The sequence below is a fragment of the Agrobacterium sp. 16-172Ci genome (assembly GCF_053522725.1).
The window spans coordinates 67279-92203 of sequence record NZ_JBNWBW010000008.1; the positions used below are offsets into that span (position 1 = coordinate 67279).

Sequence of the window (24925 nt, forward strand, 5' to 3'; positions counted from 1 at the left end):
GCCGGGGGTGCTGTTTATTGTTGGCGGGCAAACCTTGCCTTTTTCTCTCATTGCCTTACGTAACAAGTCGCACTATGTCCGAAGGGCATGCACGAATTTTGCTGGAGAGAGCCGTTGATGAACGAAGACGAAGACGACAAGAGCAAGGAACTGCCGATCGGCAAGGAAACGGAAGCGAATCTTTTCAAGTCGCGTTCGATCTTCATCTATGGTGGCATAACGCAGGAACTGGCGCAGAAGGTCTGCACGCAGCTCGTGGCTCTCGCCGCCGCTAGCGACGACGACATTCGCGTTTACGTCAATTCGCCGGGCGGCCATGTCGAATCGGGTGATTCCATCCACGACATGATCAAGTTCATCAAGCCGAAGGTCTATATCATCGGCACGGGCTGGGTCGCTTCCGCCGGCGCGCTGATTTACGTTTCGGTGCCGAAGGAACGTCGCCTCTGCCTGCCGAACACCCGCTTCCTGCTGCACCAACCCTCCGGCGGTACGCGCGGCATGGCGTCCGACATCGAAATCCAGGCCCGCGAAATCATCAAGATGAACCAGCGCCTGATCAAGATCTTCTCCAAAGCCACCGGCCAGAGCGAAGAAAAGATCGCCAAGGATATCGATCGCGATTACTGGCTCGGCGCGGAAGAGGCCAAGGACTACGGCCTCGTCGGCAAGATCGTCGAAAGCCAGTCGGAACTCTGAGTTTTCGATTTTTCAGTTGAGAAAGCCCGTATCGGTGAAAACCGGTGCGGGCTTTTTCCTTTCAGGCCGGTGTTATTTCATCATGTCGCAGGCCTTCATCATGTCGGCCTTTTTCATCTTGTCCATTTCCATGCCGGCCTTGTGCATGCAGTCCTTTTTGCTGGCCTTCTTGCCGGTCATGGACATGCCATCCTTTTTCATCGTCTCTGTCTTCATCGTGTCGTTATGCATGGTATCCTTCTTCATCGTATCGGTTTTCATGCTGTCGGCATGGGCGATGCCTGCGAAGGAAAGAGCGGACAGAAGGGAAGCGGCGGCAATGGCGGTGAAAATGCGGGTCATGAAGGGTCTCCTCTGGACGTCGTTGAATGTCCGCCGGCATCGTGCCGGGGCTCACGATTGTCCATTCGGACGGGAAAGGCCGACCGTTACATCTTCACGCGCTTGTGACGACAAGTTCGGGCGAGATTTTTTTAAAGCCACTATGTAACAATATCCTGCCGATTGCGAATAACCCGATAGTGACGATGACAGGCAGCCCTTCGGAAGAAACACTGAAAATGCTGATGCTGCGTTCCCTCGATGGGGACGAAGGCGCCTACAGGCATTTGCTTCATGCCCTGAGACGGCTGCTGATCGCCTATTACGGCCGGCGCATGGGAGCAGCTGCCAGAGGCGATGTCGAAGATCTTGTGCAGGAAACCCTGTTGTCGCTTCACGCCAAGCGGGAGACCTATGACCGTGCGCGACCCTTTACGGCCTGGTTCTTTTCGATAGCGCGCTACAAGCTCATTGATCACTATCGGGGCCGGGGTGCGCGCGTGCTGGCGGAAGTGGAACTCGATGAAACGCTGGAGGCGGAACCGTCCGTCGATGCGGTCACGGCCCGCATGGATGTGGAGCGGCTGCTTGATGAGTTACCGGAACGGCAGCGGGATCTCATTCGAAGGGTGAAGCTCGAAGGTCACTCAATTGCCGAAGCGGCGCAAAAATCCGGCCAGACCGAGCTTGCGGCGAGGGTCGGTATTCACAGAACGCTGAAAGTCCTGGCGGCAAAGTTGCGGGGGGACACGTGAGGAAGACGGAAGACATCATCGACCAACTGGCGGGCGATCTGAAACCGGTACGAGCTTTCGCGCTGGAGCGGAGGCTGGCGTTCGTGGCCTTGCCCGCGCTCGGCGTTTCGCTGCTGCTGATGGTCGTCATTCTGGGGCTTCGCAGCGATATGAATGACGCCATGACCGAACCGGGTTTCTGGGTCAAATCCGCCTATAATGTCCTGCTGGCCGTGACCGCATTTTTCGCCGTCATGCGTCTTGCGCGGCCGGACGGCGACAGGGGTGGCCTGTTTGCGTGGCTTGCGGTGATTTTCGTGGCCATGGCGGTCATCGCGCTCGTCCAGCTTGGATTTGCCGTGCCCGGCACCTACAGGACCCTCATTCTCGGATCGTCGGCGCTGCATTGCCCGTTTTTGATCGTTGCTTTCGCGCTGCCGCTGTTTATCGCGAATTTCTCGGTTCTCAGGCGTTCGGCTCCCGCTGATCCCAGGCTTGCGGGTTTTGCCTCGGGCATCGCAGCAGGTGCGGCCGGGGCATGGGTTTATTCGTGGTTCTGCACCGAAAACGGCATGGCTTTCGTGTTGATCTGGTATTCGCTGGGCATCCTGTTGACCGGCATCATCGGCGCTTTTGCCGGTTCACGTCTGCTCCGCTGGTGAAGGCATGATTGCCGATGCCGGCCCGGACATGGTCCAGAACCGGCATTCTGCTTCATGTGGATTTCACTGACCCAGATTGGCGGGAATTGCGAAAGCTGCAAACTGGGTGAACTGCTTGCCGGTGTTGAAATTGTCATCGGAAGCGATGACGAAGAGCTGCTTGCCATCCACCACCGGGCCGAAGGCGAAGCTTTCGATATTGTCGATATCGAGGCCGAAATCGCCTTCGTTGATTTCGAACCAGGCCAATTTGGATACGGCGGCCACGGATGCGGGATCGATCTTGTCCTTGCCGAGAATATTGTCGGCGCGGGACATGTCGGCGATGAAGAAGCGGATGTGATTGCCCACGCCGGAAGCGAAATTGCGCTCGACGGCGACGAAACGGCCATCCGGCAGGGCCGCGATGGCGGAAAGGCCGTTGTCGTTATATTTCGGCTCGGCGGCTGTCGGCGTCTTAGAGATAGGCTCGGTTACATAGACATGCTCGGCGACCGGTTTCAGCGTCGCCGTGTCGATGACGAGGATGCGGGCCGGGCTGCCCGCCTGCGGGGTCGCCTTGGGGCCGTCCTGGGTGAGCGCATTTTCGGTGGCGGCGATCAGCCGGCCGGGCATCAGCGTCAGGCCTTCGAAAGCGAGGTTGTTCTGTACGCCCCTGGTCTTGGCGTCATCGACGAGATAGGCGTTTGGCAGTTCCAGCCGCTTCACATTGCTGCCGTCGAGGTCCGAGACGTAAAGCGCCGGCTGGTTCTTCAGGTCGCGTTCGGAGGACCAGTAGAGCTTGCCGCCCTTGCGGTCGAGCGCGATGCCTTCCGCGACAGTCAGCTCCAGCTCGTAATAACGGGCCGGCCCTTTTTCCACACGGTCATCGGAAATTGCGAGATAACGCCCGGTTTCGCTGTCAAAAGCGAGATCGGAAATGCCGCCGAAGGTGACGCCATCGATGGAGAGGCCCGATGGAACGACGATCTGGCCGAGAAAGGCCGGCGGCGGCGGGGTCTGGGCCGCGGCGGGCAAAGCCGCAAAACAGCAGGCGACGGTGGTGACGATGCGCAGCATTGGCAAGGGTCCCTCTTGTGGCGGATGACCGGTTGTGGTGCAGGGAGGATTAGCGCCGTGCCGCTAAACTTTGATGACGTTTTCCATGCCGCCGTACCTGAAGTCTGGCGGCTCATCTTGCCAAGCCGCGTCTTTTTTGATCCTGAATATAATCACGCTTCATCCAAAGCGTGTCGCCATCCCCGGATTCGCGCGTCACGCTTCAGTTTTGTTTCTGCCTGTCGCCAATGCGGACCGCTGCGGTTGTTTGCGACAGACAGCAGGCCGCAGAGTGCTTCATGCTGAAAGATTTTTCCGTCCAGAGCCTGTTCATGGGCTGCCTCACCGCCTTTGTCGGTTTCGCCAGCTCCTTCGCCGTCGTGCTGCAGGGCCTGAAAGCTGTCGGCGCGACGGATTTCGAAGCGGCGTCGGGGCTGATGGCGCTTTCGGTGGCGATGGGGCTTTGCGCCATTATTCTCTCCGCCGCCACCCGGCTTCCCATCAGCATCGCCTGGTCGACACCGGGTGCGGCGCTGCTTGCGACCACCGGCGTCATTGAGGGCGGCTTTCCGGCGGCCGTCGGCGGGTTCATCATCTGCGCCATCCTGATCATCATCGCGGGCCTGTTCCGGCCCCTGGGAAAGGCGGTCGCCTCCATTCCCGCGCCGCTTGCCAATGCCATGCTCTCCGGCGTCATCATCGGCCTGTGTTTTGCGCCCATCAAGGCGATCGGCTTCAACCCGGCGCTCGGATTGCCCATCATCCTCGCCTGGATCGTGGTGGGGGCCTTTAAACGACTGTTCGCCGTGCCCGCCGCCCTTGCCGCCTTCGTGCTGGTGATGATTTTTGGCGTCGAAATTCCGGCGGGTGCGCTGGACAGCGTGGCGCAATCGCTGACACCGCCGACGGAGTGGGTAACGCCCGTCTTCAGTCTCCACGCGGTTGTCTCCATCGCGCTGCCGCTCTTCATCGTCACCATGGCCTCGCAGAATATTCCCGGCATCGCGGTGCTGAAGGTCAATCATTACGATCCGCAGCCCGGACCGCTTTTCGCCTCGACCGGCTTTTTCTCGCTGCTTTCCGCACCTTTTGGCGGCCATGCCGTCAATCTAGCGGCGATTACTGCTGCCATGTGTGCTGGCGAGGACGCCCATCCCGATCCGAAGCGGCGTTACTGGGCGGCGATCATCGGCGGTGTCGGCTATATTATTTTTGGCCTTTTGGCGGGCGTGGTCACCGCCTTCGTGGCGCTGGCGCCGCCGATCCTCATTCAGGCGGTGGCGGGGCTGGCACTGGTCGGCGCCTTTTCCGGCTCCGCTGTCGCAGCCTTCAGGGAGCCGGAAACCCGCGAGGCGGCGGCCATCACTTTCCTCATTACGGCCTCCGGCCTTTCCTTCGGCGGCATTTCCGGGGCCTTCTGGGGCTTGATCGGCGGCGGGCTGATGATGGCGTTGCAGCGAATGGTGAAGCGTGGTTAGATAGGGAGCTTATTGTTTTAAAGAAATACTATTTATGGATTTCGAATTCGATCCTGCCAAAAGTGAAAGTAACAAAGACAAACACGGAATAGATTTCGTCGAGGCAAGAGCGCTTTGGCTGGACGAGAAAAGACTCGTCGTTCCTCTCGAAACCACGTCGGAAGAGCGGTATATTATGGTCGCCCAGTTACGCGGAAAGTGCTGGAGCGCCATTTACACTTACAGAAATGACCGGTTGCGTATCATCTCCGTCAGGCGTTCCAGAGACAAGGAAAGGCAGCGTTATGAAGACGATCAGCGCTGAAGAATTTGACAGGAAATTCGACGATGGTGAAGACATCGACGATTATCTCGACTGGTCCAAGGCAAGCCGTCCGGGACTGGAAATGGTGCATGTCGATATCGATCTGCCTGAAAAGCTTTTGCGGAAAGTGGATGCGGAAGCGGTGCGCCTTGGCAGGACACGACAATCCCTGATGGCCGAATGGATTGCCGAAAGGCTGGAGAGCGGCAGGCAGGGAAAATAACCGGCGCACGGCACAAGATCACTTGTCAGACCGCCAGCCGCTGTTTATACACATCGCCATGAGCCACAGCATCGCAACTATTTTTGGAATGAGCGCGCAGATTTCTGCGAAGGCCTCGCCGTGCGGTGCACTCTCGCTTCTTAGCCTCGACCTTACACGCGGTTGCCGGGTCCAGTGAGGAGCGCCCGGCGGCCGAAAGCCCGCTGGTGCAAACGCTCCTCATCTCGAAATCTCATTTTATACTGGATTTAGGCCCTCAGGGCCGCGCATCCGCCGATGGCTTGAAGAAGCCCGCGGACTGCGCAAGGAGGAAGCGAAATGGACGGCAAGATTACCAATATTTCCAAGGGCATGGCTGACGCGAGCGTGAAGTATCGCCCTTATCCCACCATCAATATCCCCGACCGTACATGGCCGGGCAAGACCATCGATAAGGCCCCTATCTGGTGTTCGGTGGACCTGCGTGACGGCAACCAGTCGCTGGTCAACCCCATGGGCCACGACCGCAAGGCCCGCATGTTCAAGCTGCTGCTCGAAATGGGCTTCAAGGAAATCGAGATCGGTTTCCCTTCCGCCTCGCAGACGGACTTCGATTTTGCCCGCTGGTGCGTGGAAGAGGGCAATGTGCCTGACGATGTTTCCCTGCAGGTGCTGGTGCAGTGCCGGCCGGAGCTGATTACCCGCACCTTCGAGGCGCTGGAGGGCGCCAACAAGCCGATCATCCACTTCTACAATTCCACTTCGGAATTGCAGCGCCGCGTGGTGTTTGGCAAGGATGTGCACGGCATCAAGCAGATCGCGGTCGATGCAGCCAAGATGATCACCGATATGGCGGCCAAGGCTGGCGGCGGTTACCGCTTCGAATATTCGCCTGAGAGCTTTACCGGCACAGAGCTGGAAGTGGCGCTGGAAATCTGCAACGCAGTGGTCGAGGTGGTGAAGCCGACGGCCGACAACAAGCTGATCCTGAACCTGCCCTCGACGGTGGAAATGGCGACGCCGAACATCTATGCCGACCAGATCGAATGGATGTGCCGCAATATCGACAATCGCGAAAATGTCATCATCTCGCTGCATCCGCACAATGACCGTGGCACCGGCATTGCCGCGACCGAGCTGGGCCTGATGGCCGGTGCGGACCGCGTCGAAGGCACGCTGTTCGGCAATGGTGAGCGCACCGGCAATGTCGACGTCGTGACGCTGGCGCTGAACATGTATACGCAGGGTGTCGATCCGGAGCTGGATTGCCGCGATATCGAGCGCATCAAGGCGGTCTATGAATATTCCAACGAGATGACGATCCCCGAGCGCCATCCTTATGTCGGTGAACTGGTCTATACGGCCTTTTCCGGCTCGCATCAGGATGCGATCAACAAGGGCATGAAGGCGATCAAGGTCGCCAACCATCCCGTCTGGGAAGTGCCCTATCTGCCGATCGATCCGAAGGATGTCGGCCGCTCCTATGAGGCGATCATCCGCATCAACTCGCAATCCGGCAAGGGCGGCATCGCCTATATTCTGCAGCAGGATTACGGCATCAACCTGCCGCGCAATCTGCAGGTGGAATTCCGCGAGGATATCCAGCGCATCACCGATGAAGAGGGCGTGGAACTGCCGGCCAAGCGCATCTACGAGCGCTTTATCGAGCGTTACGTGACGCAGCCGAATGCGCGCATCAAGTTCGTCGATCACCACACCTATCCGGCCGGCGATTTCAAGGGCGTGCGCATCGTCGCCGCCGAGATCACCGATAATGGCGAGGTGAAGCGCATCGAGGGCAAGGGCACCGGCCCGATCGACGGGTTCATCAATGCGCTGTCGGTTTATCTCGGCATTGACCTGTCGGTAAATGATTATTCCGAGCATTCGCTGCAGCATGGCTCGAACGCTTCGGCCATCGCTTATGTCGAGATGGAGCATCCGGGCGGTAAGCTGTTCGGGGCAGGCGTCAATACGAATATCGTAGCGGCGTCGCTGGAGGCGATTGTTTCGGCGGCCAATCGGGTGCTGGAAGAGCGGGCGCGGTAAGTGGGCCTTGAGGGTGAAGCCACATGCTCCAACCTCACCGCAGCGAACCTACTCCCCCAGCAGCGAAAACCCAAGCGGCCGCCCGTTTTCATAAAACACCCGCACATCCTCCAGCGCCACGCCCGTCCCCGTCTCATTGAGGCTGTGACGCTCACAGGCGACATTCCATGTGCCGGGGCCACCGGAGATATGGAAGAGATTATAGGCCGCGCGCGGTTTTTCACCGCCCGGTCCCTGGCTGGCGGAGGAAATGCCCACGACCGGGATGTGGTCTTCCCCATGATGCGTATTCAGCCAGTAGACCGTGTTGAGATGGGTATGGCCATGCAGCACGAGTTCCGCGCCGCCGACGCCCAGCGCCGCTGCGAAACGGCGGATGCCGATCATGCGCTTGTGGGTGGGGGAAGCGCCCCTGATCGGCGGGTGATGGATCATCACCACACGGAACAGCCCCTGTTCACCGGCTTTTTTCAAGAGCTCCGCCGTGGCGCGGGCCTGCCGGTTGCCGAAATAACCGGTTGCCGAAAAGGGCGGTGTCGCAATCGAGGTGGAGCAGCCAATGAGTGCGACGGGACCGCGCACGCGCATATAGGGGAAAATCTTGCGGTCGTCGTCCCATTCCGGCGGATCGCCATCGCCACGAACATAGGGATACCAGGCCTGCATGGCCTTGTCGTGCGCGCCGGAAACATAGGCGTCGTGATTGCCGGGAACGACGGAGGTTTTTTCGGGATCGCCCACCTCCTCCAGCCAGTCGGCGGCGGCGCGGATTTCAATCCCGGTCGCAAGATTGACGAGATCGCCGGTAATAGCCAAATGATCCGGTGACTTTGTCTCCAGATCGTCGAGCAGTTTTTCCAGCGTATCGGTGAAGAGATGCTTGCGGCGGTTGCGGTGCCAGTTGACAAAACCGGTGATACGCTTGGATGCAAGTTCGCGGAAAGTGAGTTTTGGCAGTGGCCCCAAATGGACGTCTGAAATATGCGCAAGTTTGAACATGGCGGCAGAGATAACCTATGATATGCCGCGCGTCCAATGAAAGCCGGCAGGCGGGGAGAAACAAGGGTGAATGACGAAACAACCGGGCGGCAGGCCCGTCCGTTCCATATGCGTGTCTTCATCCGTTTTCTGCATTTCGTTTTTCTGTTCACGCGCGGCGCCACCCTTGGCGTGCGTGCGGCCTGTTTCGATGAAAAGGGCAGAATTTTTCTGGTGCGGCACACCTATCTGCCGGGCTGGTATCTGCCGGGCGGCGGGGTGGAACGTGGTGAAACCCTGCTCGTGGCGCTGCACAAGGAAATCCGCGAAGAAGGCAATCTCGAAGCAGCTTCCAGGCCGGAGCTTTTCCATGTCTATCTCAATCTGGAAGGCAGCAATCGCGATCATGTTGCGCTCTACCGGCTTGACGTCACCCAGACCAAACCGAAAAAGCCGGATCATGAAATTGCCGAAAGCGGCTTTTTCGACCTGCCGGAGCTGCCGGAAGGGGTGACGGCCGCCACCCGTCGCCGCCTCGCCGAGCTTGCCGGCGAAGCGGCGATCGCCGATCACTGGTAAAGGCGGCGGCTCTCCGTCAGGAGAGCGCCTCGCGACCATGCGCCATTGTCAGGTCCAGTTCCGGGCCGACCGGCACGATGCCGGTCGGGTTGATGGTGCGGTGGCTGCGGTAATAATGCTCCTTGATGTGGCGCATATCCACCGTCTCCGGCACGCCCGGCGTCTGGTAAAGATCGCGCAGGTAATCCGTCAGGTGCGGATAGTCGTGGATGCGGCGGATATTGCATTTGAAATGGCCGACATAGACGGGGTCGAACCGCACCATCGTCGTGAACAGGCGCCAGTCCGCTTCCGTCTGTTCCGCACCGAACAGGAAACGCCGGTCCTTCAGGCGGTCCTCCAGCATATCCAGCGTTTCGAACACTTTTACGGCATTCTGCTGATAGGCATCCTGCGTGGTGGCGAAGCCGGCCTTGTAGACGCCGTTATTGACTGTGTCGTAGATCACGTCGTTCAGTGCGTCGATCTCGCTGCGTAGCGCTTCAGGATAATAATCGGCCTGCGAGCCGGTGAGATCGTTGAAGGCGGAATTGAACATGCGGATGATTTCCGCCGATTCATTGGAGACGATGGTGCCGCGCTTTTTGTCCCAGAGCACCGGCACGGTGACGCGCCCCGAATATTTGGGGTCTGCCTTTGTGTAGACCTGCCAGAGTGCGGAGGAGCCGAAGAGGTGATCCTCGGTCGCGCCCGGCGTGCGCTCGCCCTCAGGCTTAAATTCCCAGCCGTTTTCCAGCATCAGCGGATCGACGACGGAGACGTAAATCAGGTCTTCCAGCTTTTTGAGCTTGCGGAAAATCAGGGTGCGGTGCGCCCAGGGGCAGGCGAAGGAGACATAGAGGTGGTAACGGTCCTTTTCCGCCTCGAACCCCCCTTCTCCGGAAGGGCCGGGTGCGCCATCCGCTGTGATCCAGTTGCGGAATTGCGAGGCGCTGCGCTTGAAATGCCCCTTGGTTTCCTTGGTGTCATACCAGACGTCTTTCCATACGCCTTCCACCAGCATGCCCATGACGATCTCCTTAATTGTTTCCTTTTGAGCGATCCTAACCGTTCTGCACTCTTCCGCGAACCCGAAAGGCGTTGAACAATGCGTTTCCGGTCCTGTGGCAAACTGAATGGGATAGCGCAGAGATTTGTTCTGGACGGGTGAGAATTTTCCTGATAACTGCAATTTTCACAATTCTGAGGAAATTGCTGATTATGATCGAACCACGGATGCTCCGACGACGCTGACGCTCCTGAACGCCCTTACCGGCGCAGCCGTCATCTATTGTCGCATCCGCATTCTGGAAGTTTCGGTCTCTTCATGTCCAAGCACGATCTTGTCTACCTCACCGAGGACGCGTCGCACGACGCCATCATCGACGTCATCAACGAAGAAGCATTCGGTCCCGGCAGGCATACCCGTGCCGCAGCGCGCATTCGTGAGCAGGGGCCGCATGACCGGTCGCTGTCCTTCGTCTGCGCTGACGATGGCGAAACCATTGCCTCGGTGCGCATGACGCCGGTTCTGGCGGGCGGGGTGAAGGGCCATATGCTCGGGCCGCTTGCGGTTCGGCCCTCGCACAAGAACAAGGGCATCGGCCGGGAACTCGTCCGGATCGCCATTGCCGCCGCCCGGCGAAAGGGCTCCGAAGCGGTTATCCTGATCGGCGATCCGCCCTATTACATGCCGCTCGGTTTCGAGAAGGTCGCTTATGCGGCGCTCGATTTTCCGGGACCGGTGGACCCGAACCGCGTGCTCGTCGTGCCGATTGGTGACGACGTGCACCAGCGGCTGAAGGGCAAGATCGGCTGGCGCAAATGCGAGGCCGTCATGTCGACCGCCACGGCGGAAGATGAGGGTTTTGAGGAGCCGCTCAGGGTTTACGGTTGAGGGGGTATCCGAAGGGGCTTTGTGCTTTTTAACGCAGCGTAAAACCCCGTCATTCCGGCCTTGAGCCGGAATCCAGCCAGCCCAAGTGTTTGGGCTGAAAGGACTCTTCCCACGGCGCAGACGCGCCGTGACTGGATCCCGGCTCGAGGCCGGGATGACGGAAGGGGCGTTGCGCGCTATGGCAAACATCGAGACTGCCTTGCACATCTTTTTGTCTGGTAAAATCTATCTTCCTCTAGCCTGTTTCGAAACAACGCGTCTCCCTCCACAGAATTCAATTCCGTTTCCTCCCCCTATACGATAGCAAGTCAAAGTCGATTTCTGCAAAGGGGCGGGGCATGACGGCTATCACCATGAACGATGCGCTGGAGCGTGCGGGCGCAGGCGCCTATCAGCGGCGGCTGATGGGCATATTCGGTCTCGTCTGGGCGGCAGATGCCATGCAGGTTCTGGCGGTTGGCTTCACCGCCGCGTCTATCGCCGCAACCTTCGGGCTGACGGTGCCGCAGGCGTTGCAGACTGGCACGGCGTTCTTTTTCGGCATGCTGCTGGGTGCTGCCGGTTTCGGGCGGCTGGCGGATCGTTACGGGCGTCGCCGCGTGCTGATCGTCACCGTGGCCTGCGATGCGCTGTTCGGTGTGCTTTCGGTGTTCGCGCCTGATTTCACTATTCTGCTCGTTCTGCGCTTTCTCACCGGTGCTGCCGTGGGCGGCACGCTGCCGGTGGATTATGCGATGATGGCCGAATTCCTGCCCGCTAAGAATCGCGGCCGCTGGCTGGTCTTTCTGGAGGGTTTCTGGGCTGTCGGAACGCTGATAGTGGCGCTGGCGGCCTGGGGTGCAAGCCTTGCCGGTGTGGCCGATGCCTGGCGTTATATATTCGCCGTGACGGCTTTTCCGGCCGTTCTTGGTCTTGGCCTTCGTTTTCTGGTGCCGGAATCGCCGCTTTACCTGCTGCGCAGCGGGCGGTTGGAAGAAGCCAAGGCCGTCGTCAACCGAATGCTGGTAACGAATGGGCGTGCGCCGCTCGATGCCGGGACCGGGCTTTTCCAGCCTGACGTGGGCAAAGGGCAGGGGATATTTTCGCCGGCGCTCCGGCAGCGCAGCATCATGATCCTCGCCATCTGGTTTCTCGTTTCCGTTTCCTATTACGGCGTCTTCACCTGGATGCCTGCGAAACTGGCGGGTGACGGGTTCGGTTTCGTGCGTGGTTATGGTTTTCTGGTGCTGGTGGCGCTGGCGCAGATCCCCGGTTATGCGCTTGCCGCCTATGGTGTCGAAAAATGGGGCCGCAAGCCGACGCTGATCGGCTTCTGCCTGCTCTCTGCGCTCGGTTGCCTGCTGTTCACGCTGGCCTCGGCGGGTGCGATGATCGCCGCCTCGCTTCTTATCATGAGCTTTGCGCTGCTCGGCACGTGGGGCGCGCTTTATGCCTATACGCCGGAGCTTTACCCGACGGAATCGCGGGCGACCGGCATGGGGGCTGCCGGCGCCATGGCAAGGCTCGGCGGCCTGCTGGCGCCGTCTCTGCTCGGTTATGCCATTGCGCAGGGCTTTGGGGTCGCGATCGGCATCTTTGCCGGTTTGCTGGTGCTGGCGGCCATAGCCGCAACGATGATCAACGCAGAGACGCGGCAGGTCGCGCTCACCTGAGGTCGCGATCCAAGGCGATGGCCCGATCTTTCAGAACCGGGCCACGTCTTGTTCTTATCAGAGCGCGGCGTAATTGACCGGCAGCCAATCGTAATTGGTGCTGTCAGTGCGCACGTGGCCGATGCCGGGGAAGGCGATATGCGCGCCGGCCACCAGATATTTGCCCTCTACCGCCTGTTTGAATGCCAAATCACGCGCCACGACGGCGGCCTTCTGGTCGACGTCGAATTCGATTGCCACGTCAGGCTCATCGAACTGGAGGATATCGCCATGGGTGATATCGCCCCAGAAGACGATTTTCTGGCCTTCGCTTTCCAGAACGACGGCGCTATGGCCTGGTGTGTGGCCGGCATAAAGGATCGAGCCGAGACCGGGAACCGGCGCGGCGTTATCGGTAAAAGTCTCAAATTTGCCGGCATCGATATAGGGCTGGATGCTCTCTCTCGCTTCGGCATAATATTTTTTCATCGCTTCGGGCGCTGCCTTCGCCTTTGCCTCATCCAGCCAGAAAGCGGCTTCGCGCTTGTTGACGTGCAGGGTCGCGTTGGCAAAAACGCGTTTGCCATTCGCCGACAATCCGCCGGAATGGTCGGTATGGATGTGTGTGAGGATGACGTCGTCAATCTCACCGGCCTTGTAGCCCGAAGCTTCGATATTGGCGACAAGCTTGCCAAGGCTCGCGCCAAGATAGTTGCCGGTGCCGGCATCGATCAGCACCAGCCTGTCGCCGGTATTGACCAGAAACGCATTGACGGAGGTCGGCGTCTCGTCCGGCAGGAAGGCATCCTGCAAAACCTTGGATGCGTGTTCCGGTGTCGTGTTGCTGTAAAGTTTTGCAAGCGGCAGCGCGACGACGCCATCCGACAGCGCGGTGACTTCCACCTTGCCGACCATCAGCCTGTAGAAGCCGGGTGCCTGGGTGGCAGCGAGCGGCGCTTTGGCAAAGGCGAGGGAGGGCGCAATGAAAGAGGCTGCAAAGATGGCGCTGGCGGCGCCTTTGAGAAGTGAGCGACGTGATGGCATTAAAGGCTCCTGAGTTAGGGAACGTCTTGAAACTTTCCGCACTCCAGCTAAGTGTAGGGAAGCCAGCAATCAAATCGATGTGACTTATGCAAACTATCGATCATTTCAATCTCCGTTCCTTCGACCTCAATCTTCTGATCGCTTTCGATGCGATGATGGAAGAGATGAACGTGACGCGCGCCGCGCGGCGGCTGAAAATCCAACAGCCGGCCATGAGCCATAACATCTCGACTTTGCGCACCCTGTTTCAGGATGAGCTTTTCATCCGCGTGGGGCAGGAGATGAAGCCGACGGCGCGGGCGCTCCATCTGGCCGGCCCGGTGCGGCAGGCGCTCAGGCAGGCGCAGGCGGCGGTTTTGACGGCGGATGTGTTCGATCCGGGGACGGAGCGCCGCACATTCCGGCTGGGCATGTCGAGCGAGGTGGAGCTATTGCTTTTGCCGGATCTGACGGCGCGGCTGCGGGAGATCGCGCCCGGTATTCGCATTCTGGCCCGCAGCGGGCAGGAGCAGGAAATTACCGCGATGCTGGATACGGGTGTGATCGACATGGCCGTCGGATGCACCTACTCGAAAGAGCAGCGCCACCATTGCGAACCGCTTTATTCCTCCAGCGTGCTTTGCTGTTTCAACCCGGCCTTGCTCGATCTGCCCAATCCCGTCGGACTGGACGCCTATATGGAGGCGAAACACGCGGTCATATCGCAGACGGACAGCCTGCATGGCTGCATCAAGGATGCGCTGGAACTGAGCGGCTTGGAAATCGACGTCGTTGCGGCCGCACCGGATTTTCTCTCGGTGCTGGCGACGGCGCGATCCTCGGCAGTGCTGGCGACTGTGTCCTCACGCATCGCCCTGCGTTATGCGCCAATGCTGGGGCTGAAAATAAGCCCGGTGCCGGTGACGCTGAGTTTCCCGCCCGTCGCCATGGTCTGGACATTGCAAACTGACGCGGATGCCGGAGCCGTATGGCTTCGCCAGCAAATCCGTGAGGCCATGGGCCGAACGGTCGACGGTGGGGTATCGGGGATTGCGGCCTAGAACCGCTTCTCCAGCCAGGTGATCGACTGGCCGCTGGAAAGGGGGTCAAGCGAGCCTATCTTCGTGAAACCGTAGCGCTCATAGGTTCTCAGGGCATCCGGGTTCATCGTGTCGATATAGGCGCCCATGCAGCCGCGTTTTCTGGCTTCTTCCTCCGCCATGGCAAGCAGCTTCGGGCCTGTGCCCTGACCGCGCATGGCCTCCGGCACGAAAAGAAGCTGCACGTAAAGCCAGCCGCGAGCGGTATGGCCCACCAGACCGCCGGTGACGGTATTGTCGTCATCGCGGATGGTGATGTTGAGTTCGCGTTTGTCGCTTTCGCCGAAACGGGCGAGATTATAGGCCACCAGCGGATCGCGAATGGCCTTTTCGGCCTCTGCATCCGCGACGTCGCTCAAAACGAAATTCATGTTCATCTTCCCGGGCCGCCGGGCGGCGGCCGTTTCCCGTTTTCCGTTCCGAGACTTGAAGCGCTTTAAGCTCTTCGCTGGCCACGCCCTTACCGGCCCTCACGCCACCACAGCGCGGAGAAGGCGAGCAGCAGGGCGCCGAGCCCGGCAAAACCGGCAAAGAGCGGCAGGGTATTGACGCCTTTCAGCACCGTCTCGTCGGTCATGCGTATCAGCATGCGATCCTCATCGGCAACCCTGATATCGCCTCGGACGGGCAATATATCGGGCAGCGCGATACGGCCGGAATTGTCGGCGACACGGTGCACGCTGCCCTTTGTTGCTTCGGCCAGCGGCTTCAGCGTTTCGGTGGTCGAGATCATCGCCTTGAATTCCGGCGCATCCACCGCGCCGACATGGACGAGGGTGGTGAAATCGCCGTTTTTGATTTCGAACAGCCCGGTTTCGTCCATGCGGCGCTCGATCCTGTAAAGACCGGGCTCCGTGCTGGTGAAGGCCATGTTTTCCGTCTTGCCGGAAGGGAAACGCACGCTGGCCTGACCGGGATCGTCGCCGATGGTCTGGCGGGTGATCTGCAGGGTGCGGCCATTCGCGCGCGCCGTCAGCGCTTCTTCCTCAAGCTCGGGTTCCTTCATCAGCCAGTGGGCGATGCGGCGATAAAGCGCCACATGTGGGCCGCCGCCTTCGAAACCGCGCGCCCACAACCAGCCCTGATCGGACAGCAGCATGGCGACACGGCCTTCGCCCTGACGGTTGAGCACCAGAAGCGGGTCCTGCCCGTCGCCCAGCATCACGGTCTGGCCCTGCGGCGGGTCGACGCTGATGGTGCGGAACCAGCGGCCCCATTGCGGCGGCTCGTTGCCCGAACCTTCCAGCCCGCGGGTGACGGGGTGTTTCTTGCCCGCTTCCGAAAGGCGCGGATAAAAGGCGGCCTGATGCACCTGACCGGTCGGCTGCGCCGGCAGCACGGAGGCGAGCGGCGTCATGGCGATCGAATCCTGACCGGCATGTTCCGGCCCGGCGGCGATCAAGAGCGCGCCGCCCTTTTCGACATATTGGGCGATGTAATCGTAATAGAGGATCGGCAGCACGCCGCGATGCTGGTAGCGGTCGAAGATGATGAGGTCGAAATCCTCGATCTTTTCGACGAACAATTCTCGGGTCGGGAAGGCGATCAGCGAGAGTTCGTTGATCGGCGTGCCATCCTGCTTTTCCGGGGGGCGCAGAATGGTGAAATGCACCAGATCGACCGAGGCATCGGATTTCAGGAGGTTACGCCACGCCCGTTCGCCGGCATGGGGTTCACCGGAGACGAGCAGCACGCGCAGGTTCTGGCGAATGCCTTCGATCAGGTGAACGGCGCGGTTATTGGCAGCCGTCACTTCGCCGGGAAGCTCGGCGACGGAAAATTCCATGACATTGTTGCCGCCGCGCGGAACCTTGAAATTGAACGGCGTCGGCTGGCCGGGTGTCGCCTGCAGCGTGGCGATTTCTTCGCCATTCATCTTCACGGTCACTTCCGCCGCACCGCCGCCGGCGGGGCGGCCATCATCGAAGACGCGCAGCGTCAGTTGCTGTTCCTCGTTGACGATGCCGAAGCGCGGGGCGCGAACGATCTCGATACGGCGGTCGAACTCATCGGCCTTGCCGGTGATCAGCCCATGCACGGGTGCGCGAAAGCCGAGCGCCTGTTCGGCATTGGGCAGGGCATTGGGGATATCATGAATCTGGCCGTCGCTCAGGAAGATCGCGCCGCCAACGCGCGACGGCGAGACATCGGAAACGGCGGAGGAGAGCGCCGAGAAAAGCTGCGTGGAGGGCGAATCGCTCTCGCCGTCGTCGCGGACTTCGACAATTCGCGGCTCGATGCGCGGGAAGCGGGAGAGCCGGTCTTTCAGCGCATTCAGCGCCGTGTCCGTCATCTGCGGCCGGTCTTGCACGTCCTGGCTCTGCGAGCGGTCAACGATGACGGGCACGATGGTGGAGAGCGGCTCGCGCTCCTCCTGCGTCAAAAGCGGATTGGCTATTGCCGCAAGCAGGGCGGCGAGCGCCAGCCCGCGCAGCCATGCGCCGCGCACACCGCGCCACAGGCCTATGAAGGAGAGGGCAAGGGCGGCGACGGCCAGAACGGCAATCACGATCCACGGCAGGAAGGGGGCGAAGGTCAATGTCATGTCACTGCCCCAACCGTTCGAGAAGTGCGGGAACGTGGACCTGATCGGCCTTGTAGTTGCCGGTCAGCATATACATCATGATGTTGACGCCGGAGCGGAAGGCGTGTTCGCGCTGCATCTCATCCGGCGGCACCGTTGGCAGAACCGGCGCGCCCTGCGGATCGACGGCCCATGCGCCGGCGAAATCATTGCCCGTTATCATGATCGGCGTCACGCCATCACCGGAGGAGGAGAGGCCGGAGGTGGTCTTGGCCGCCCCCTGCCGTGATTCCACCCAGAGCGGGGAGCCGTTGTAACGGCCGGGGAAATTGGTGAGCAGGTAGAAGGAGCGCGTCAGAACGTGATCTTCCGGCACGGGCTCCAGCGGTGGGATATCGATATTGGCGAGGATCGCCTGCAGGCGTTCGCCGTTAGGGCTGGTCGCGCCGGTATCGAGCGAAGAGAACTGGTCGCGCGTGTCGAACAGCACGGTGCCGCCGGCGCGCATATAGGCGTCGATGCGTGAGATGGCGGCGCTTGAGGGCATGGGTGCTGTTGCGGAAACCGGCCAGTAGATGATGGGATAGAAGGACAATTCGTCCTTGGAAATATCGAGGCCCACAGGCTGTCCGGGCTCCAGCGTTGTGCGCCAGGTCAGGAATTCGCTCAAACCCTGCAAACCCTGCTCTGAAATGCGGTCGACATCGTCTTCGCCGGTGCGGACATAAGCGAGATGGGTGGTGTCCAGCCGCTCGAAAATCTGTTCGTCGCCGGGTTTGGGATCGTCGGCGCGGGCGTCGGTTGGCGACATGGCGGCAAAGGCGCCGAGCGCCAGAAGCACGGTGGCGGCGGTGGCGCTGCGGGCTTTCGGCAGGCGTGCGAAGGCACCGTTCATGAAGAGCACGATCAGGCTGTCGGCAATCAACATCAGGAAGGCGGCGATGAAGAGCGCGGGGCGCAGCGATTTCGCGGTTTCGCCGATCAGGGCTTCGCTAGTGGTGCTGACACCGGCGGCGGAGGTGTCGAGCGGGCGAAGTGTGGCACCTGCGGGTAAGAGATTGAGAGCCACGAAACCATCCTCTGTGCCATAGAGGCCGGGGGGATTGTCGAAACCGGTGCGCGGCGGCTGGCCGGCGCGCATTTCCAGCGGCCGGGCAGTGCCGATTTCGGCTGAAAGCGCGCCTTCCGCCGTCAGCAGCCGGAAGGGCGGAAGGGCCGCGGCCGGGGCATTGGCGTTGGCGGAAGCGCCGCCCGCCTTCGACAATTGCACGATACGGCGCAGCATATCGACGAAATGGCCCGAGATCGGCAGGTCAGACCAGCTTGCCTCCGCGCTGACATGGAACAGCACGATGCGGCCAGCCTCGACATTGCGGGTGGTGACGAGCGGCGTGCCATCGGCAAGGCTTGCCCATGTGCGTTCAGCCAGATCCGGTGTCGGTTCGGCCAGAACCTGACGCTTGACGAGGACACCGTCGGCCTTCGGCATGCCGGCAAAGGCGCCGAAATTCGGGAAATCGGCAAGCGGCTGCGGCTCGGCCCAGGAGAGCGCGCCGCCAAGCGCGCGTTCGCCCTGTCTGAGTGTTACGGGCACGAGCGGATCGTCGGCCGGGGCTGCGGCAAGGCGCGGCCCGGCGAAGCGGATCAACGTGCCACCACCCGCAAGCCATTTCTGCATCGGCTCATAGGTTTCCTGCGGCAGACGGCCGATATCGGCCATGACGATGACCGAAGGATTGGATTGCAGGATTTCCGGGATTGCCTGCGCCAGATCGGCCTGCCGCTGCGGGATTAGATCTGCAAATGGCTGGAGCGCGCGGCTGATATAATAAAGCGGCTGCAGCAATGGCTGGAAATCATTGCCGGTTTCGCCGGCCAGCAACGCCACGCGGCGGCGGCGGAAACCGTCATCCAGCAGATGCACCGCACCCGCCGTCGACACGCCTTCGAGCGAGAGGCGGGCGAAATCGTTGCGCAATTCGAAGGGTGCTTCCACCGTCGCCGTGGTTTCAGCCGCGCCGGGCGCGAAGTTTGCGACGCCGTTGGCGAGGATGCGGCCCTGGCTGTCCTGCGCATTGACGGTTACCCGGGCGGCTTCGGCGATATCGAGCCGCGACAGTGTGACGCTCATGGCATCGGCATTGTTGGTGGCGCCGGTAATGGCTGTAATCGCCTTGCCGTCGCCCTTCACGATGCGGAATTCGGCGGGGGAGAGGCTGGCCAGCGTTCTCATCGCGCTTTCATCCTGCGCGGTCTGAACACCATCGGCAATATAGGCGATCGTGCCGGGAGCCGTGCCGTTCAGCGCCTCGGTGATGGCTTCCGCCGTGCGGACACGATCTGGAACGAGCGGCTTTGGCTTTGCTGCGGCGAGTTTTTCCAGTGCAACGGCTGTCGTTCCCGGTACGGCGTCATGTTCCGCATCGGCGGTGAAGCTGATGGAGACGGGGCGGTCTGCCCGTTCCGCGTCGCCGATCAGGGCCTGAGCGGTCGCCACGCGTCTTTCCCAATCAGGTGCGGAGGCCCAGCTATTGTCGACCACCAGCACCAGCGGGCCGCTGCCGGCTATGCTGTTGTTGCGCGGGTTCACCACCGGATCGGCGAGCGCAAAAATCACGGCGGCGGCAAGCGCCATGCGCAGCAGGGTCAGCCACCACGGACTTTTCGAGGGGGTTTCCTCGCGTTTCAGCACCGTCGCCAATATCTTCAGCGGCGGAAACACTTCCGCCTTGGGGCGCGGCGGGGTAAGCCGCAGCAGCCACCAGATGGCGGGCAGCGCCAGCAAGCCGAGGAGGATATAGGGGCTGGTGAAGACGAAAGGCAATGCGCTCATCTTTGCCCACCGCCCTGTGCTGGCGCGCCGGAAAGATACATGTGCATGGCCACAAGCGCCTCGGAGGCCAGATGATCGGTGCGGTGGAACACGAAGTTCCAGCCGAGACGGCGCAGCGACGAGGACAGCGCCTCACGCCTTGCGAGATAGGCGCGGGTGTAATCCTCGCGAATGGTTTCGGCACGGCCGGACACCAGTTTTTCGCCGGTTTCCGGGTCGGTGAATTCGGTCCGACCGGAGTAGGGGAAGGTTTCTTCGGCCGGATCGGCAATTTCCACCACATGGCCGCGCAGGCCCCGCCGCGCCAGAGGCGAAATCCGCTCCATCACGGCTTTGGCATCATCGAGAAAATCGCCGATGAGGACGATGTCGCTCGCGCCGCGGATCATGCCCGTTTCCGGCATGCCGGTGGTCAGCGGCGCGTGCATGATGGCGGCGGCCAGCCGTTCGGCGGCGTTTCTGGCCGAGACCGGCTCCATGATGCCGGGACAACCGATGCGCTCGCCCGAGCGCGCAAGGATTTCCGCCAGCGCCAGCATCAGCACCAGCGCCCGGCTTTCCTTGGAGACCGAGCCGAGGGTGGATTTGAACATCATCGACGGCGACATGTCGGCCCAGAGCCAGATGGTGTGGGCGGCTTCCCACTCCCGGTCGCGCACATAGGTATGATCGTCGCGGGCCGAGCGCCGCCAGTCGATGCGCGACAGGCTCTCGCCTTCGGCATAGGGGCGGAACTGCCAGAAATTTTCACCGATGCCGCGTTTGCGGCGGCCGTGCCAGCCGGCGGTGACAGTGTTGGCGATGCGCTTTGCCTCGACCATGCAGTCCGGCACCAGGGCTGCGCGCTGGCGTGCGCGCGCCAGAACTTCGCTACCCGGCGTCTTGTCTACGATCTGGCCGATGGATGCCACATGCAGTCCTTTCGCGAACGTGCTTTCAGTTCTTCGCCTGCTCCACGAGCGCTGCGATGACATCGCGCACCGACATGCCTTCGGCGCGGGCCGCAAAGGTCAGCGCCATGCGGTGCTCCAGCACCGGTTCGGCGAGCGCATGAACATCGTCCAGCGACGGGGCGAGCCGGCCTTCGTAAAGCGCACGGGCGCGGGCCGTCAGCATCAGCGACTGGCCGGCGCGCGGGCCCGGACCCCAGACAACGTGTTTGTCGGTCAATTTGTTGCCATGGCCGGGGCGGGCGGAGCGGACGAGCGAGAGGATTGCATCCACCACCTTGTCGCTCACGGGCATCTGGCGGATGAGGGCCTGGATTTCCATCAGGCGCCCGGCATCGATCACGCCGCGCGCTTCGCCCGAGGCGGTGCCCGTCGTGTCGAGCAGGATCTGGCGTTCGGCGGCAAGCTCGGGATAACCGACATCAACCTGAAGCAGGAAGCGGTCGAGCTGGGCTTCAGGCAGCGGATAGGTGCCTTCCTGCTCCAGCGGGTTCTGGGTGGCGAGAACATGGAACGGCTTTGGCAGCTCATAGGTCTGGCCGGCCATGGTGATATGATATTCCTGCATGGCCTGCAGCAGAGCGGACTGCGTGCGCGGGCTGGCGCGGTTGATTTCGTCGGCCATCAGCAGCTGGCCGAAAATCGGACCCTTGATGAAGCGGAAGGAACGGCGACCGTTCTCGTCCTGATCCATGACTTCCGAACCGAGAATATCCGAGGGCATCAGGTCCGGCGTGAACTGGATGCGGTTGGCATCGAGGCCGAGCACGGTGCCGAGCGTGGTGACGAGCTTGGTCTTGGCGAGGCCGGGAACGCCGACCAGCAGCGCATGGCCGCCGGAAAGGATGGCGAGAAGCGTGTTCTGCACCACTTTTTCCTGGCCGAAAATGACCTTGGAGACTTCCGTGCGGATGGCCGCGATATCGGAAAGCGCCTTTTCGGCCGAGGCGACGATGGCCTTTTCATCGAGGGTTTCGCCGGTATTCATCACGCCCATGTCGCTCTCCTCATACCTTCGCCGCTGTCACAGTCGCATCCCGGTTTTGCTGGCAGTCGGCCGGGACGGATTTTGCGCTGCATATAGCTTATTGCTCTCTTGGCCGCTGACAAGCGCCATTCGAATGACTATGTCGTGACTTAGTATTTCCTTATCGGCAAAGCGAGACTCGAATATGGCAGCGGAGACGATAAATTCGGCAGGCGATGCGGCAGGGCTGGCGGCGATGATTTCCCGCGCCGCCGAACAGACCGGTGAGGCCAAACGCGGGCCGGCCCCGGTGGAGCGCTGGAATCCGCCTTTTTGCGGCGATCTCGACATGGAAATCCGCGCTGACGGCACATGGTTCTACCTCGGCACCCCCATCGGCAGGGCGCCGCTGGTGCGGCTGTTTTCCACGGTTCTGCGCAAGGATGAGGATGGCAAAACCTATCTCGTAACTCCTGTGGAAAAAGTCGGCATCCGCGTCGTGGACGCGCCTTTCGTCGCCGTGGAAATGAAGCTGACGGCGGGTGAGGATGATGGCGAGCCGCTGCTGACCTTCCGCACCAATGTCGGCGATGTGGTGGAGGCCGGGCCGGAGCATCCGCTGCGGTTCGAGGTTTTCGGTGAGAACCGCGAATTGAAGCCCTATCTTCTGGTGCGCGGCAGACTGGAAGCGCTCGTGTCGCGGGCGGTGATGTATGATCTCGTCGCACTTGGCGAGGTGATTAAGGTGGATGGCGTTGAGATGTTCGCGGTGCGCTCGGGCGGGGTGATCTTTCCGGTGATGCCGGCCAAGGAACTGGAACGGCTTTCGCAATGACAACAACACTCAAAGGTTTTACCGCCAGCGATTTCCGCCGCCGGGTACTGCAGGAAGGTGAGGGTGTGGCCGAGCGTGAAAATGGCGACCATGTCCTCAATCCGGGCGTGGTGCTGTCTGGAAACGGCATCAGGCTGAAGGACGCCGCCGTGCTGGTGCCGGTCATTGACGATGGCAACGATGCGCGGGTGATCTTCACCCAGCGCACTTCGACGTTGCGCAAACATTCCGGCCAGATTTCATTTCCGGGCGGCGGCATCGATGCCGAGGACCGGACGCCGGAAGAGGCGGCGCTGCGCGAGACGGAAGAGGAAATCGGCCTTTCCAGGTCTTTTGTGGAAACGGTCGGGCGTCTGCCGGATTATATTTCCGGGACGGGTTTCCGCATCAAGCCGGTGCTGTCCATCGTTCGGCCCGGCTTCGACCTGACGCTCAATCCAACGGAAGTGGATGAGGTTTTCGAGGTGCCGCTGTCCTTTCTGATGGACCCGGCCAACCACGGGCGCGGCAGCCGCATCTTTCAGGGGAAGGAGCGGTTTTTCTACGAAATGCCCTATGGCGAACGCTACATTTGGGGCATTACGGCGGGCATCGTCAGGACGATTTACGAGAGGTTTTATTCATGAGCAGCCTTGCCGGGCGGGACTGGTTTGAAAAACCGGCGCTGAAGCGCATTTTTACGCTTCTGAATGCCGATGGCGGCGAGGTGCGGATCGTTGGCGGCGCGGTGCGCAATGCGCTGATGGACCTGCCGGTGGTCGATGTCGACATGGCGACGACGCTCACCCCTGACGTGGTTGTTGCGCGGGCCAGGGCGGCAGGCATCAAGGCGGTGCCGACCGGCATCGAACACGGCACGGTGACGCTGGTGATCGATGGCGAAGGTTTCGAGGTGACGACGTTGCGCCGCGATGTCGAAACCAATGGCCGCCACGCACAGGTGGCCTTCGGCACCGACTGGCAGACCGACGCGGAGCGGCGCGACCTCACCATCAATGCCCTCTATGCCGACGAAAAGGGCGAGATCATCGACCTTATCGATGGTCTTCCCGATATCGAGACCGGCACTGTGCGTTTCATCGGCGATGCGGCGATGCGGATTTCGGAAGATTATCTACGGATTCTCCGGTTTTTCCGCTTTTTCGCCCATTATGGTTCTGGCCGCCCGGATGCGGACGGCTTGCGGGCAAGCGCGCGGGCCAAGGACAAGCTGGGCACCCTTTCGGCCGAGCGGGTGTGGAGCGAGCTGAAAAAGCTGCTTTCCGCCCGCGATCCTTCCCGCGCCCTTTTGTGGATGCGGCAATCGGGCGTTCTGGCGGAAATTCTTCCCGAAACAGAAAAATGGGGCATCGACGCCATTCATGGGCTGGTGGCGACGGAGCAGGCTCTCGGCTGGGCGGTGGACCCGATGCTGCGGCTTGCCGCCATCGTGCCGCCGGACAGGGACAGGCTGGCCGCCCTTTCCGCGCGCCTCCGGCTGTCGAAGGCCGAAGCGGCTTATCTTGCCCATTGGGCTTCGGCGCCGGCGGCTGATCCAGAGCTGAAGGAGACGGCGCTCGACCGGTTGCTCTATCGTCAGGGCGTCGAGGGCGTGAAGACGCGGCTGAAACTGGCGCTTGCTTCGGCCCGTGCCGATCTTTCGGCTGGCGACACGGCCATGCAGAAAGTGGCGCGGCTTTCTACTTTGCTGACGCGGGCGGAGAAATTTCACAAACCGGGCTTTCCGCTGAGCGGCGCTGATGTGATGGCGGCGGGCGTCGAGGCGGGCCCGAAGGTGGGCGAAGTGCTGAAAAGCCTCGAGGAAAAGTGGGTCGACGTCAATTTCTCACTCGACCGGGCAGCGTTAACCGCCCGGCTGAAGGATATGCTGGAGAATTGAGGTCAGCGACGGCGGCGTCGCGGCTCAGGCCGCATTTGCCTCGTCGCGAATGCGGGATTTGATATTTTCGATCATGTTCTCGCGGATGACGGTCTCGCCGTGCGCCGATCGCATATGTTCCACGGTGCGCCGCACCACTTCGGCGTCGTCATCTGCGCGCGTGTGCCAGGCACAGCCGGGCACGAGCGTTCCACATTCAAACAGTCTCATGGTCTTGCCTCCCTGTTTTAGAGCGCCATGCGTCCTTTCGGACGCATGAAGGA

General features: G+C 61.2%; 25 protein-coding genes. 14 read left to right on the forward strand and 11 right to left on the reverse strand.

Going from position 1 to position 24925, the window contains the following annotated elements; translation table 11 throughout:
- Positions 1-117: 117 nt before the first annotated feature.
- On the forward strand, positions 118-699 hold the full coding sequence (locus ACQZ40_RS10350) for an ATP-dependent Clp protease proteolytic subunit (RefSeq protein WP_003523060.1): 582 nt from the start codon (positions 118-120) through the stop codon (positions 697-699).
- Positions 700-771: 72 nt separating this feature from the next.
- Here ACQZ40_RS10350 and ACQZ40_RS10355 read toward each other — a convergent pair whose 3' ends face one another.
- Positions 772-1041, reverse strand: coding sequence for a pentapeptide MXKDX repeat protein (locus ACQZ40_RS10355; protein ID WP_003523062.1), 270 nt, complete (start codon positions 1039-1041; stop codon positions 772-774).
- A 185-nt stretch (positions 1042-1226) separates the two neighbouring features.
- Here ACQZ40_RS10355 and ACQZ40_RS10360 point away from each other — a divergent pair, with 185 nt between their 5' ends.
- Together ACQZ40_RS10360 and ACQZ40_RS10365 are read left to right on the forward strand one after the other, a co-directional pair.
- Positions 1227-1775: a sigma-70 family RNA polymerase sigma factor gene (locus ACQZ40_RS10360; RefSeq protein WP_121490424.1), complete on the forward strand. Its 549-nt coding sequence runs from the start codon at positions 1227-1229 to the stop codon at positions 1773-1775.
- Positions 1772-2416 carry an NrsF family protein gene (locus ACQZ40_RS10365; RefSeq protein WP_338810668.1) on the forward strand — a complete coding sequence of 215 codons (645 nt, stop codon included), beginning with the start codon at positions 1772-1774 and terminating at the stop codon, positions 2414-2416. The genes ACQZ40_RS10360 and ACQZ40_RS10365 overlap by 4 nt, the downstream gene beginning before the upstream one ends.
- Before the next feature lie 63 nt (positions 2417-2479).
- Here ACQZ40_RS10365 and ACQZ40_RS10370 read toward each other — a convergent pair whose 3' ends face one another.
- Positions 2480-3475 carry an esterase-like activity of phytase family protein gene (locus tag ACQZ40_RS10370; RefSeq protein ID WP_448747926.1) on the reverse strand — a complete coding sequence of 332 codons (996 nt, stop codon included), beginning with the start codon at positions 3473-3475 and terminating at the stop codon, positions 2480-2482.
- Positions 3476-3753: 278 nt separating this feature from the next.
- On the opposite strand from ACQZ40_RS10370, the gene ACQZ40_RS10375 reads away from it, so the two are divergent.
- The 4 genes from ACQZ40_RS10375 to leuA all read left to right on the forward strand — a co-directional run bounded on the left by ACQZ40_RS10375 (position 3754) and on the right by leuA (position 7487).
- Positions 3754-4932 (forward strand): benzoate/H(+) symporter BenE family transporter, encoded by a 1179-nt coding sequence (locus tag ACQZ40_RS10375; protein ID WP_174036286.1) that lies wholly within the window; start codon positions 3754-3756, stop codon positions 4930-4932.
- Between the two features lie 34 nt (positions 4933-4966).
- Positions 4967-5236 carry a BrnT family toxin gene (locus ACQZ40_RS10380; protein ID WP_137003859.1) on the forward strand — a complete coding sequence of 90 codons (270 nt, stop codon included), beginning with the start codon at positions 4967-4969 and terminating at the stop codon, positions 5234-5236.
- A complete protein-coding gene (brnA, locus tag ACQZ40_RS10385; protein ID WP_170985846.1) occupies positions 5217-5459 on the forward strand; it encodes a type II toxin-antitoxin system BrnA family antitoxin in 243 nt (80 codons plus the stop codon). The genes ACQZ40_RS10380 and brnA overlap by 20 nt, the downstream gene beginning before the upstream one ends.
- Positions 5460-5777: 318 nt before the next feature.
- Entirely contained in the window at positions 5778-7487 is a 1710-nt protein-coding gene (leuA, locus tag ACQZ40_RS10390; protein WP_003523073.1) for a 2-isopropylmalate synthase, read from the forward strand.
- A gap of 48 nt (positions 7488-7535) precedes the next feature.
- Here the strand turns inward: leuA and ACQZ40_RS10395 are convergent, their stop codons facing one another.
- Positions 7536-8486 (reverse strand): metallophosphoesterase family protein, encoded by a 951-nt coding sequence (locus ACQZ40_RS10395; protein WP_065655687.1) that lies wholly within the window; start codon positions 8484-8486, stop codon positions 7536-7538.
- A 66-nt stretch (positions 8487-8552) separates the two neighbouring features.
- Here ACQZ40_RS10395 and ACQZ40_RS10400 point away from each other — a divergent pair, with 66 nt between their 5' ends.
- Positions 8553-9044, forward strand: a complete 492-nt coding sequence (locus ACQZ40_RS10400; protein ID WP_448747896.1) for an NUDIX domain-containing protein — start codon at positions 8553-8555, stop codon at positions 9042-9044.
- 16 nt (positions 9045-9060) lie between these two features.
- Here the strand turns inward: ACQZ40_RS10400 and ACQZ40_RS10405 are convergent, their stop codons facing one another.
- Positions 9061-10053 carry a glutathione S-transferase family protein gene (locus ACQZ40_RS10405; RefSeq protein WP_448747897.1) on the reverse strand — a complete coding sequence of 331 codons (993 nt, stop codon included), beginning with the start codon at positions 10051-10053 and terminating at the stop codon, positions 9061-9063.
- A gap of 297 nt (positions 10054-10350) precedes the next feature.
- On the opposite strand from ACQZ40_RS10405, the gene ACQZ40_RS10410 reads away from it, so the two are divergent.
- A complete protein-coding gene (locus ACQZ40_RS10410; protein ID WP_448747898.1) occupies positions 10351-10920 on the forward strand; it encodes a GNAT family N-acetyltransferase in 570 nt (189 codons plus the stop codon).
- 338 nt (positions 10921-11258) lie between these two features.
- Positions 11259-12572, forward strand: coding sequence for an MFS transporter (locus ACQZ40_RS10415; protein ID WP_059757366.1), 1314 nt, complete (start codon positions 11259-11261; stop codon positions 12570-12572).
- Positions 12573-12629: 57 nt separating this feature from the next.
- On the opposite strand, the gene ACQZ40_RS10420 is transcribed toward ACQZ40_RS10415, so the two are convergent.
- The gene (locus tag ACQZ40_RS10420) at positions 12630-13595 is read right to left on the reverse strand and encodes an MBL fold metallo-hydrolase (protein WP_448747899.1); all 966 of its coding nucleotides are present in this window, start codon (positions 13593-13595) and stop codon (positions 12630-12632) included.
- 86 nt (positions 13596-13681) lie between these two features.
- Between ACQZ40_RS10420 and ACQZ40_RS10425 the strand changes: the two genes are divergently transcribed.
- Positions 13682-14635, forward strand: a complete 954-nt coding sequence (locus ACQZ40_RS10425; protein WP_448747900.1) for a LysR substrate-binding domain-containing protein — start codon at positions 13682-13684, stop codon at positions 14633-14635.
- Here the strand turns inward: ACQZ40_RS10425 and ACQZ40_RS10430 are convergent.
- The 5 genes from ACQZ40_RS10430 to ACQZ40_RS10450 form a co-directional block, all read right to left on the reverse strand.
- The gene (locus tag ACQZ40_RS10430; protein WP_448747901.1) at positions 14632-15045 is read right to left on the reverse strand and encodes a GNAT family N-acetyltransferase; all 414 of its coding nucleotides are present in this window, start codon (positions 15043-15045) and stop codon (positions 14632-14634) included. The genes ACQZ40_RS10425 and ACQZ40_RS10430 overlap by 4 nt on opposite strands.
- Before the next feature lie 89 nt (positions 15046-15134).
- On the reverse strand, positions 15135-17219 hold the full coding sequence (locus ACQZ40_RS10435) for a hypothetical protein (RefSeq protein ID WP_448747902.1): 2085 nt from the start codon (positions 17217-17219) through the stop codon (positions 15135-15137).
- Between the two features lies 1 nt (position 17220).
- Positions 17221-20031 (reverse strand): DUF4159 domain-containing protein, encoded by a 2811-nt coding sequence (locus tag ACQZ40_RS10440; RefSeq protein WP_448747903.1) that lies wholly within the window; start codon positions 20029-20031, stop codon positions 17221-17223.
- A complete protein-coding gene (locus ACQZ40_RS10445) occupies positions 20028-20942 on the reverse strand; it encodes a DUF58 domain-containing protein (RefSeq protein WP_142845437.1) in 915 nt (304 codons plus the stop codon). Before ACQZ40_RS10445 ends, ACQZ40_RS10440 begins: the two co-directional genes overlap by 4 nt.
- A gap of 25 nt (positions 20943-20967) precedes the next feature.
- Entirely contained in the window at positions 20968-21978 is a 1011-nt protein-coding gene (locus tag ACQZ40_RS10450) for an AAA family ATPase (RefSeq protein ID WP_065655696.1), read from the reverse strand.
- 175 nt (positions 21979-22153) lie between these two features.
- On the opposite strand from ACQZ40_RS10450, the gene ACQZ40_RS10455 reads away from it, so the two are divergent.
- Genes ACQZ40_RS10455 through ACQZ40_RS10465 form a run of 3 tightly spaced genes read left to right on the forward strand, consistent with a single transcriptional unit; the run spans position 22154 to position 24662 of the window.
- Positions 22154-22783: a DUF1285 domain-containing protein gene (locus ACQZ40_RS10455; protein ID WP_448747904.1), complete on the forward strand. Its 630-nt coding sequence runs from the start codon at positions 22154-22156 to the stop codon at positions 22781-22783.
- Positions 22780-23409 carry an NUDIX hydrolase gene (locus tag ACQZ40_RS10460; RefSeq protein WP_080856629.1) on the forward strand — a complete coding sequence of 210 codons (630 nt, stop codon included), beginning with the start codon at positions 22780-22782 and terminating at the stop codon, positions 23407-23409. Before ACQZ40_RS10455 ends, ACQZ40_RS10460 begins: the two co-directional genes overlap by 4 nt.
- Positions 23406-24662 (forward strand): CCA tRNA nucleotidyltransferase, encoded by a 1257-nt coding sequence (locus ACQZ40_RS10465; protein WP_448747905.1) that lies wholly within the window; start codon positions 23406-23408, stop codon positions 24660-24662. The genes ACQZ40_RS10460 and ACQZ40_RS10465 overlap by 4 nt, the downstream gene beginning before the upstream one ends.
- Positions 24663-24686: 24 nt before the next feature.
- Here ACQZ40_RS10465 and ACQZ40_RS10470 read toward each other — a convergent pair whose 3' ends face one another.
- Positions 24687-24872: a DUF1059 domain-containing protein gene (locus ACQZ40_RS10470; protein ID WP_003523091.1), complete on the reverse strand. Its 186-nt coding sequence runs from the start codon at positions 24870-24872 to the stop codon at positions 24687-24689.
- Positions 24873-24925 lie beyond the last annotated feature (53 nt).

Coding starts and splice junctions, on each gene's coding strand:
- ACQZ40_RS10360 (WP_121490424.1), top strand. CDS start 1,227: ATGACAGGCAGCCCTTCGGAAGAAACACTGAAAATGCTGATGCTGCGT.
- ACQZ40_RS10425 (WP_448747900.1), top strand. CDS start 13,682: ATGCAAACTATCGATCATTTCAATCTCCGTTCCTTCGACCTCAATCTT.
- ACQZ40_RS10350 (WP_003523060.1), top strand. CDS start 118: ATGAACGAAGACGAAGACGACAAGAGCAAGGAACTGCCGATCGGCAAG.
- ACQZ40_RS10410 (WP_448747898.1), top strand. CDS start 10,351: ATGTCCAAGCACGATCTTGTCTACCTCACCGAGGACGCGTCGCACGAC.
- ACQZ40_RS10460 (WP_080856629.1), top strand. CDS start 22,780: ATGACAACAACACTCAAAGGTTTTACCGCCAGCGATTTCCGCCGCCGG.
- ACQZ40_RS10420 (WP_448747899.1), bottom strand. CDS start 13,595: ATGCCATCACGTCGCTCACTTCTCAAAGGCGCCGCCAGCGCCATCTTT.
- ACQZ40_RS10430 (WP_448747901.1), bottom strand. CDS start 15,045: ATGAATTTCGTTTTGAGCGACGTCGCGGATGCAGAGGCCGAAAAGGCC.
- ACQZ40_RS10405 (WP_448747897.1), bottom strand. CDS start 10,053: ATGGGCATGCTGGTGGAAGGCGTATGGAAAGACGTCTGGTATGACACC.
- ACQZ40_RS10470 (WP_003523091.1), bottom strand. CDS start 24,872: ATGAGACTGTTTGAATGTGGAACGCTCGTGCCCGGCTGTGCCTGGCAC.
- ACQZ40_RS10355 (WP_003523062.1), bottom strand. CDS start 1,041: ATGACCCGCATTTTCACCGCCATTGCCGCCGCTTCCCTTCTGTCCGCT.
- ACQZ40_RS10415 (WP_059757366.1), top strand. CDS start 11,259: ATGACGGCTATCACCATGAACGATGCGCTGGAGCGTGCGGGCGCAGGC.
- ACQZ40_RS10455 (WP_448747904.1), top strand. CDS start 22,154: ATGGCAGCGGAGACGATAAATTCGGCAGGCGATGCGGCAGGGCTGGCG.
- ACQZ40_RS10370 (WP_448747926.1), bottom strand. CDS start 3,475: ATGCTGCGCATCGTCACCACCGTCGCCTGCTGTTTTGCGGCTTTGCCC.
- ACQZ40_RS10450 (WP_065655696.1), bottom strand. CDS start 21,978: ATGGGCGTGATGAATACCGGCGAAACCCTCGATGAAAAGGCCATCGTC.
- ACQZ40_RS10435 (WP_448747902.1), bottom strand. CDS start 17,219: ATGACATTGACCTTCGCCCCCTTCCTGCCGTGGATCGTGATTGCCGTT.
- ACQZ40_RS10375 (WP_174036286.1), top strand. CDS start 3,754: ATGCTGAAAGATTTTTCCGTCCAGAGCCTGTTCATGGGCTGCCTCACC.
- ACQZ40_RS10380 (WP_137003859.1), top strand. CDS start 4,967: ATGGATTTCGAATTCGATCCTGCCAAAAGTGAAAGTAACAAAGACAAA.
- ACQZ40_RS10440 (WP_448747903.1), bottom strand. CDS start 20,031: ATGAGCGCATTGCCTTTCGTCTTCACCAGCCCCTATATCCTCCTCGGC.
- ACQZ40_RS10465 (WP_448747905.1), top strand. CDS start 23,406: ATGAGCAGCCTTGCCGGGCGGGACTGGTTTGAAAAACCGGCGCTGAAG.
- leuA (WP_003523073.1), top strand. CDS start 5,778: ATGGACGGCAAGATTACCAATATTTCCAAGGGCATGGCTGACGCGAGC.
- brnA (WP_170985846.1), top strand. CDS start 5,217: ATGAAGACGATCAGCGCTGAAGAATTTGACAGGAAATTCGACGATGGT.
- ACQZ40_RS10395 (WP_065655687.1), bottom strand. CDS start 8,486: ATGTTCAAACTTGCGCATATTTCAGACGTCCATTTGGGGCCACTGCCA.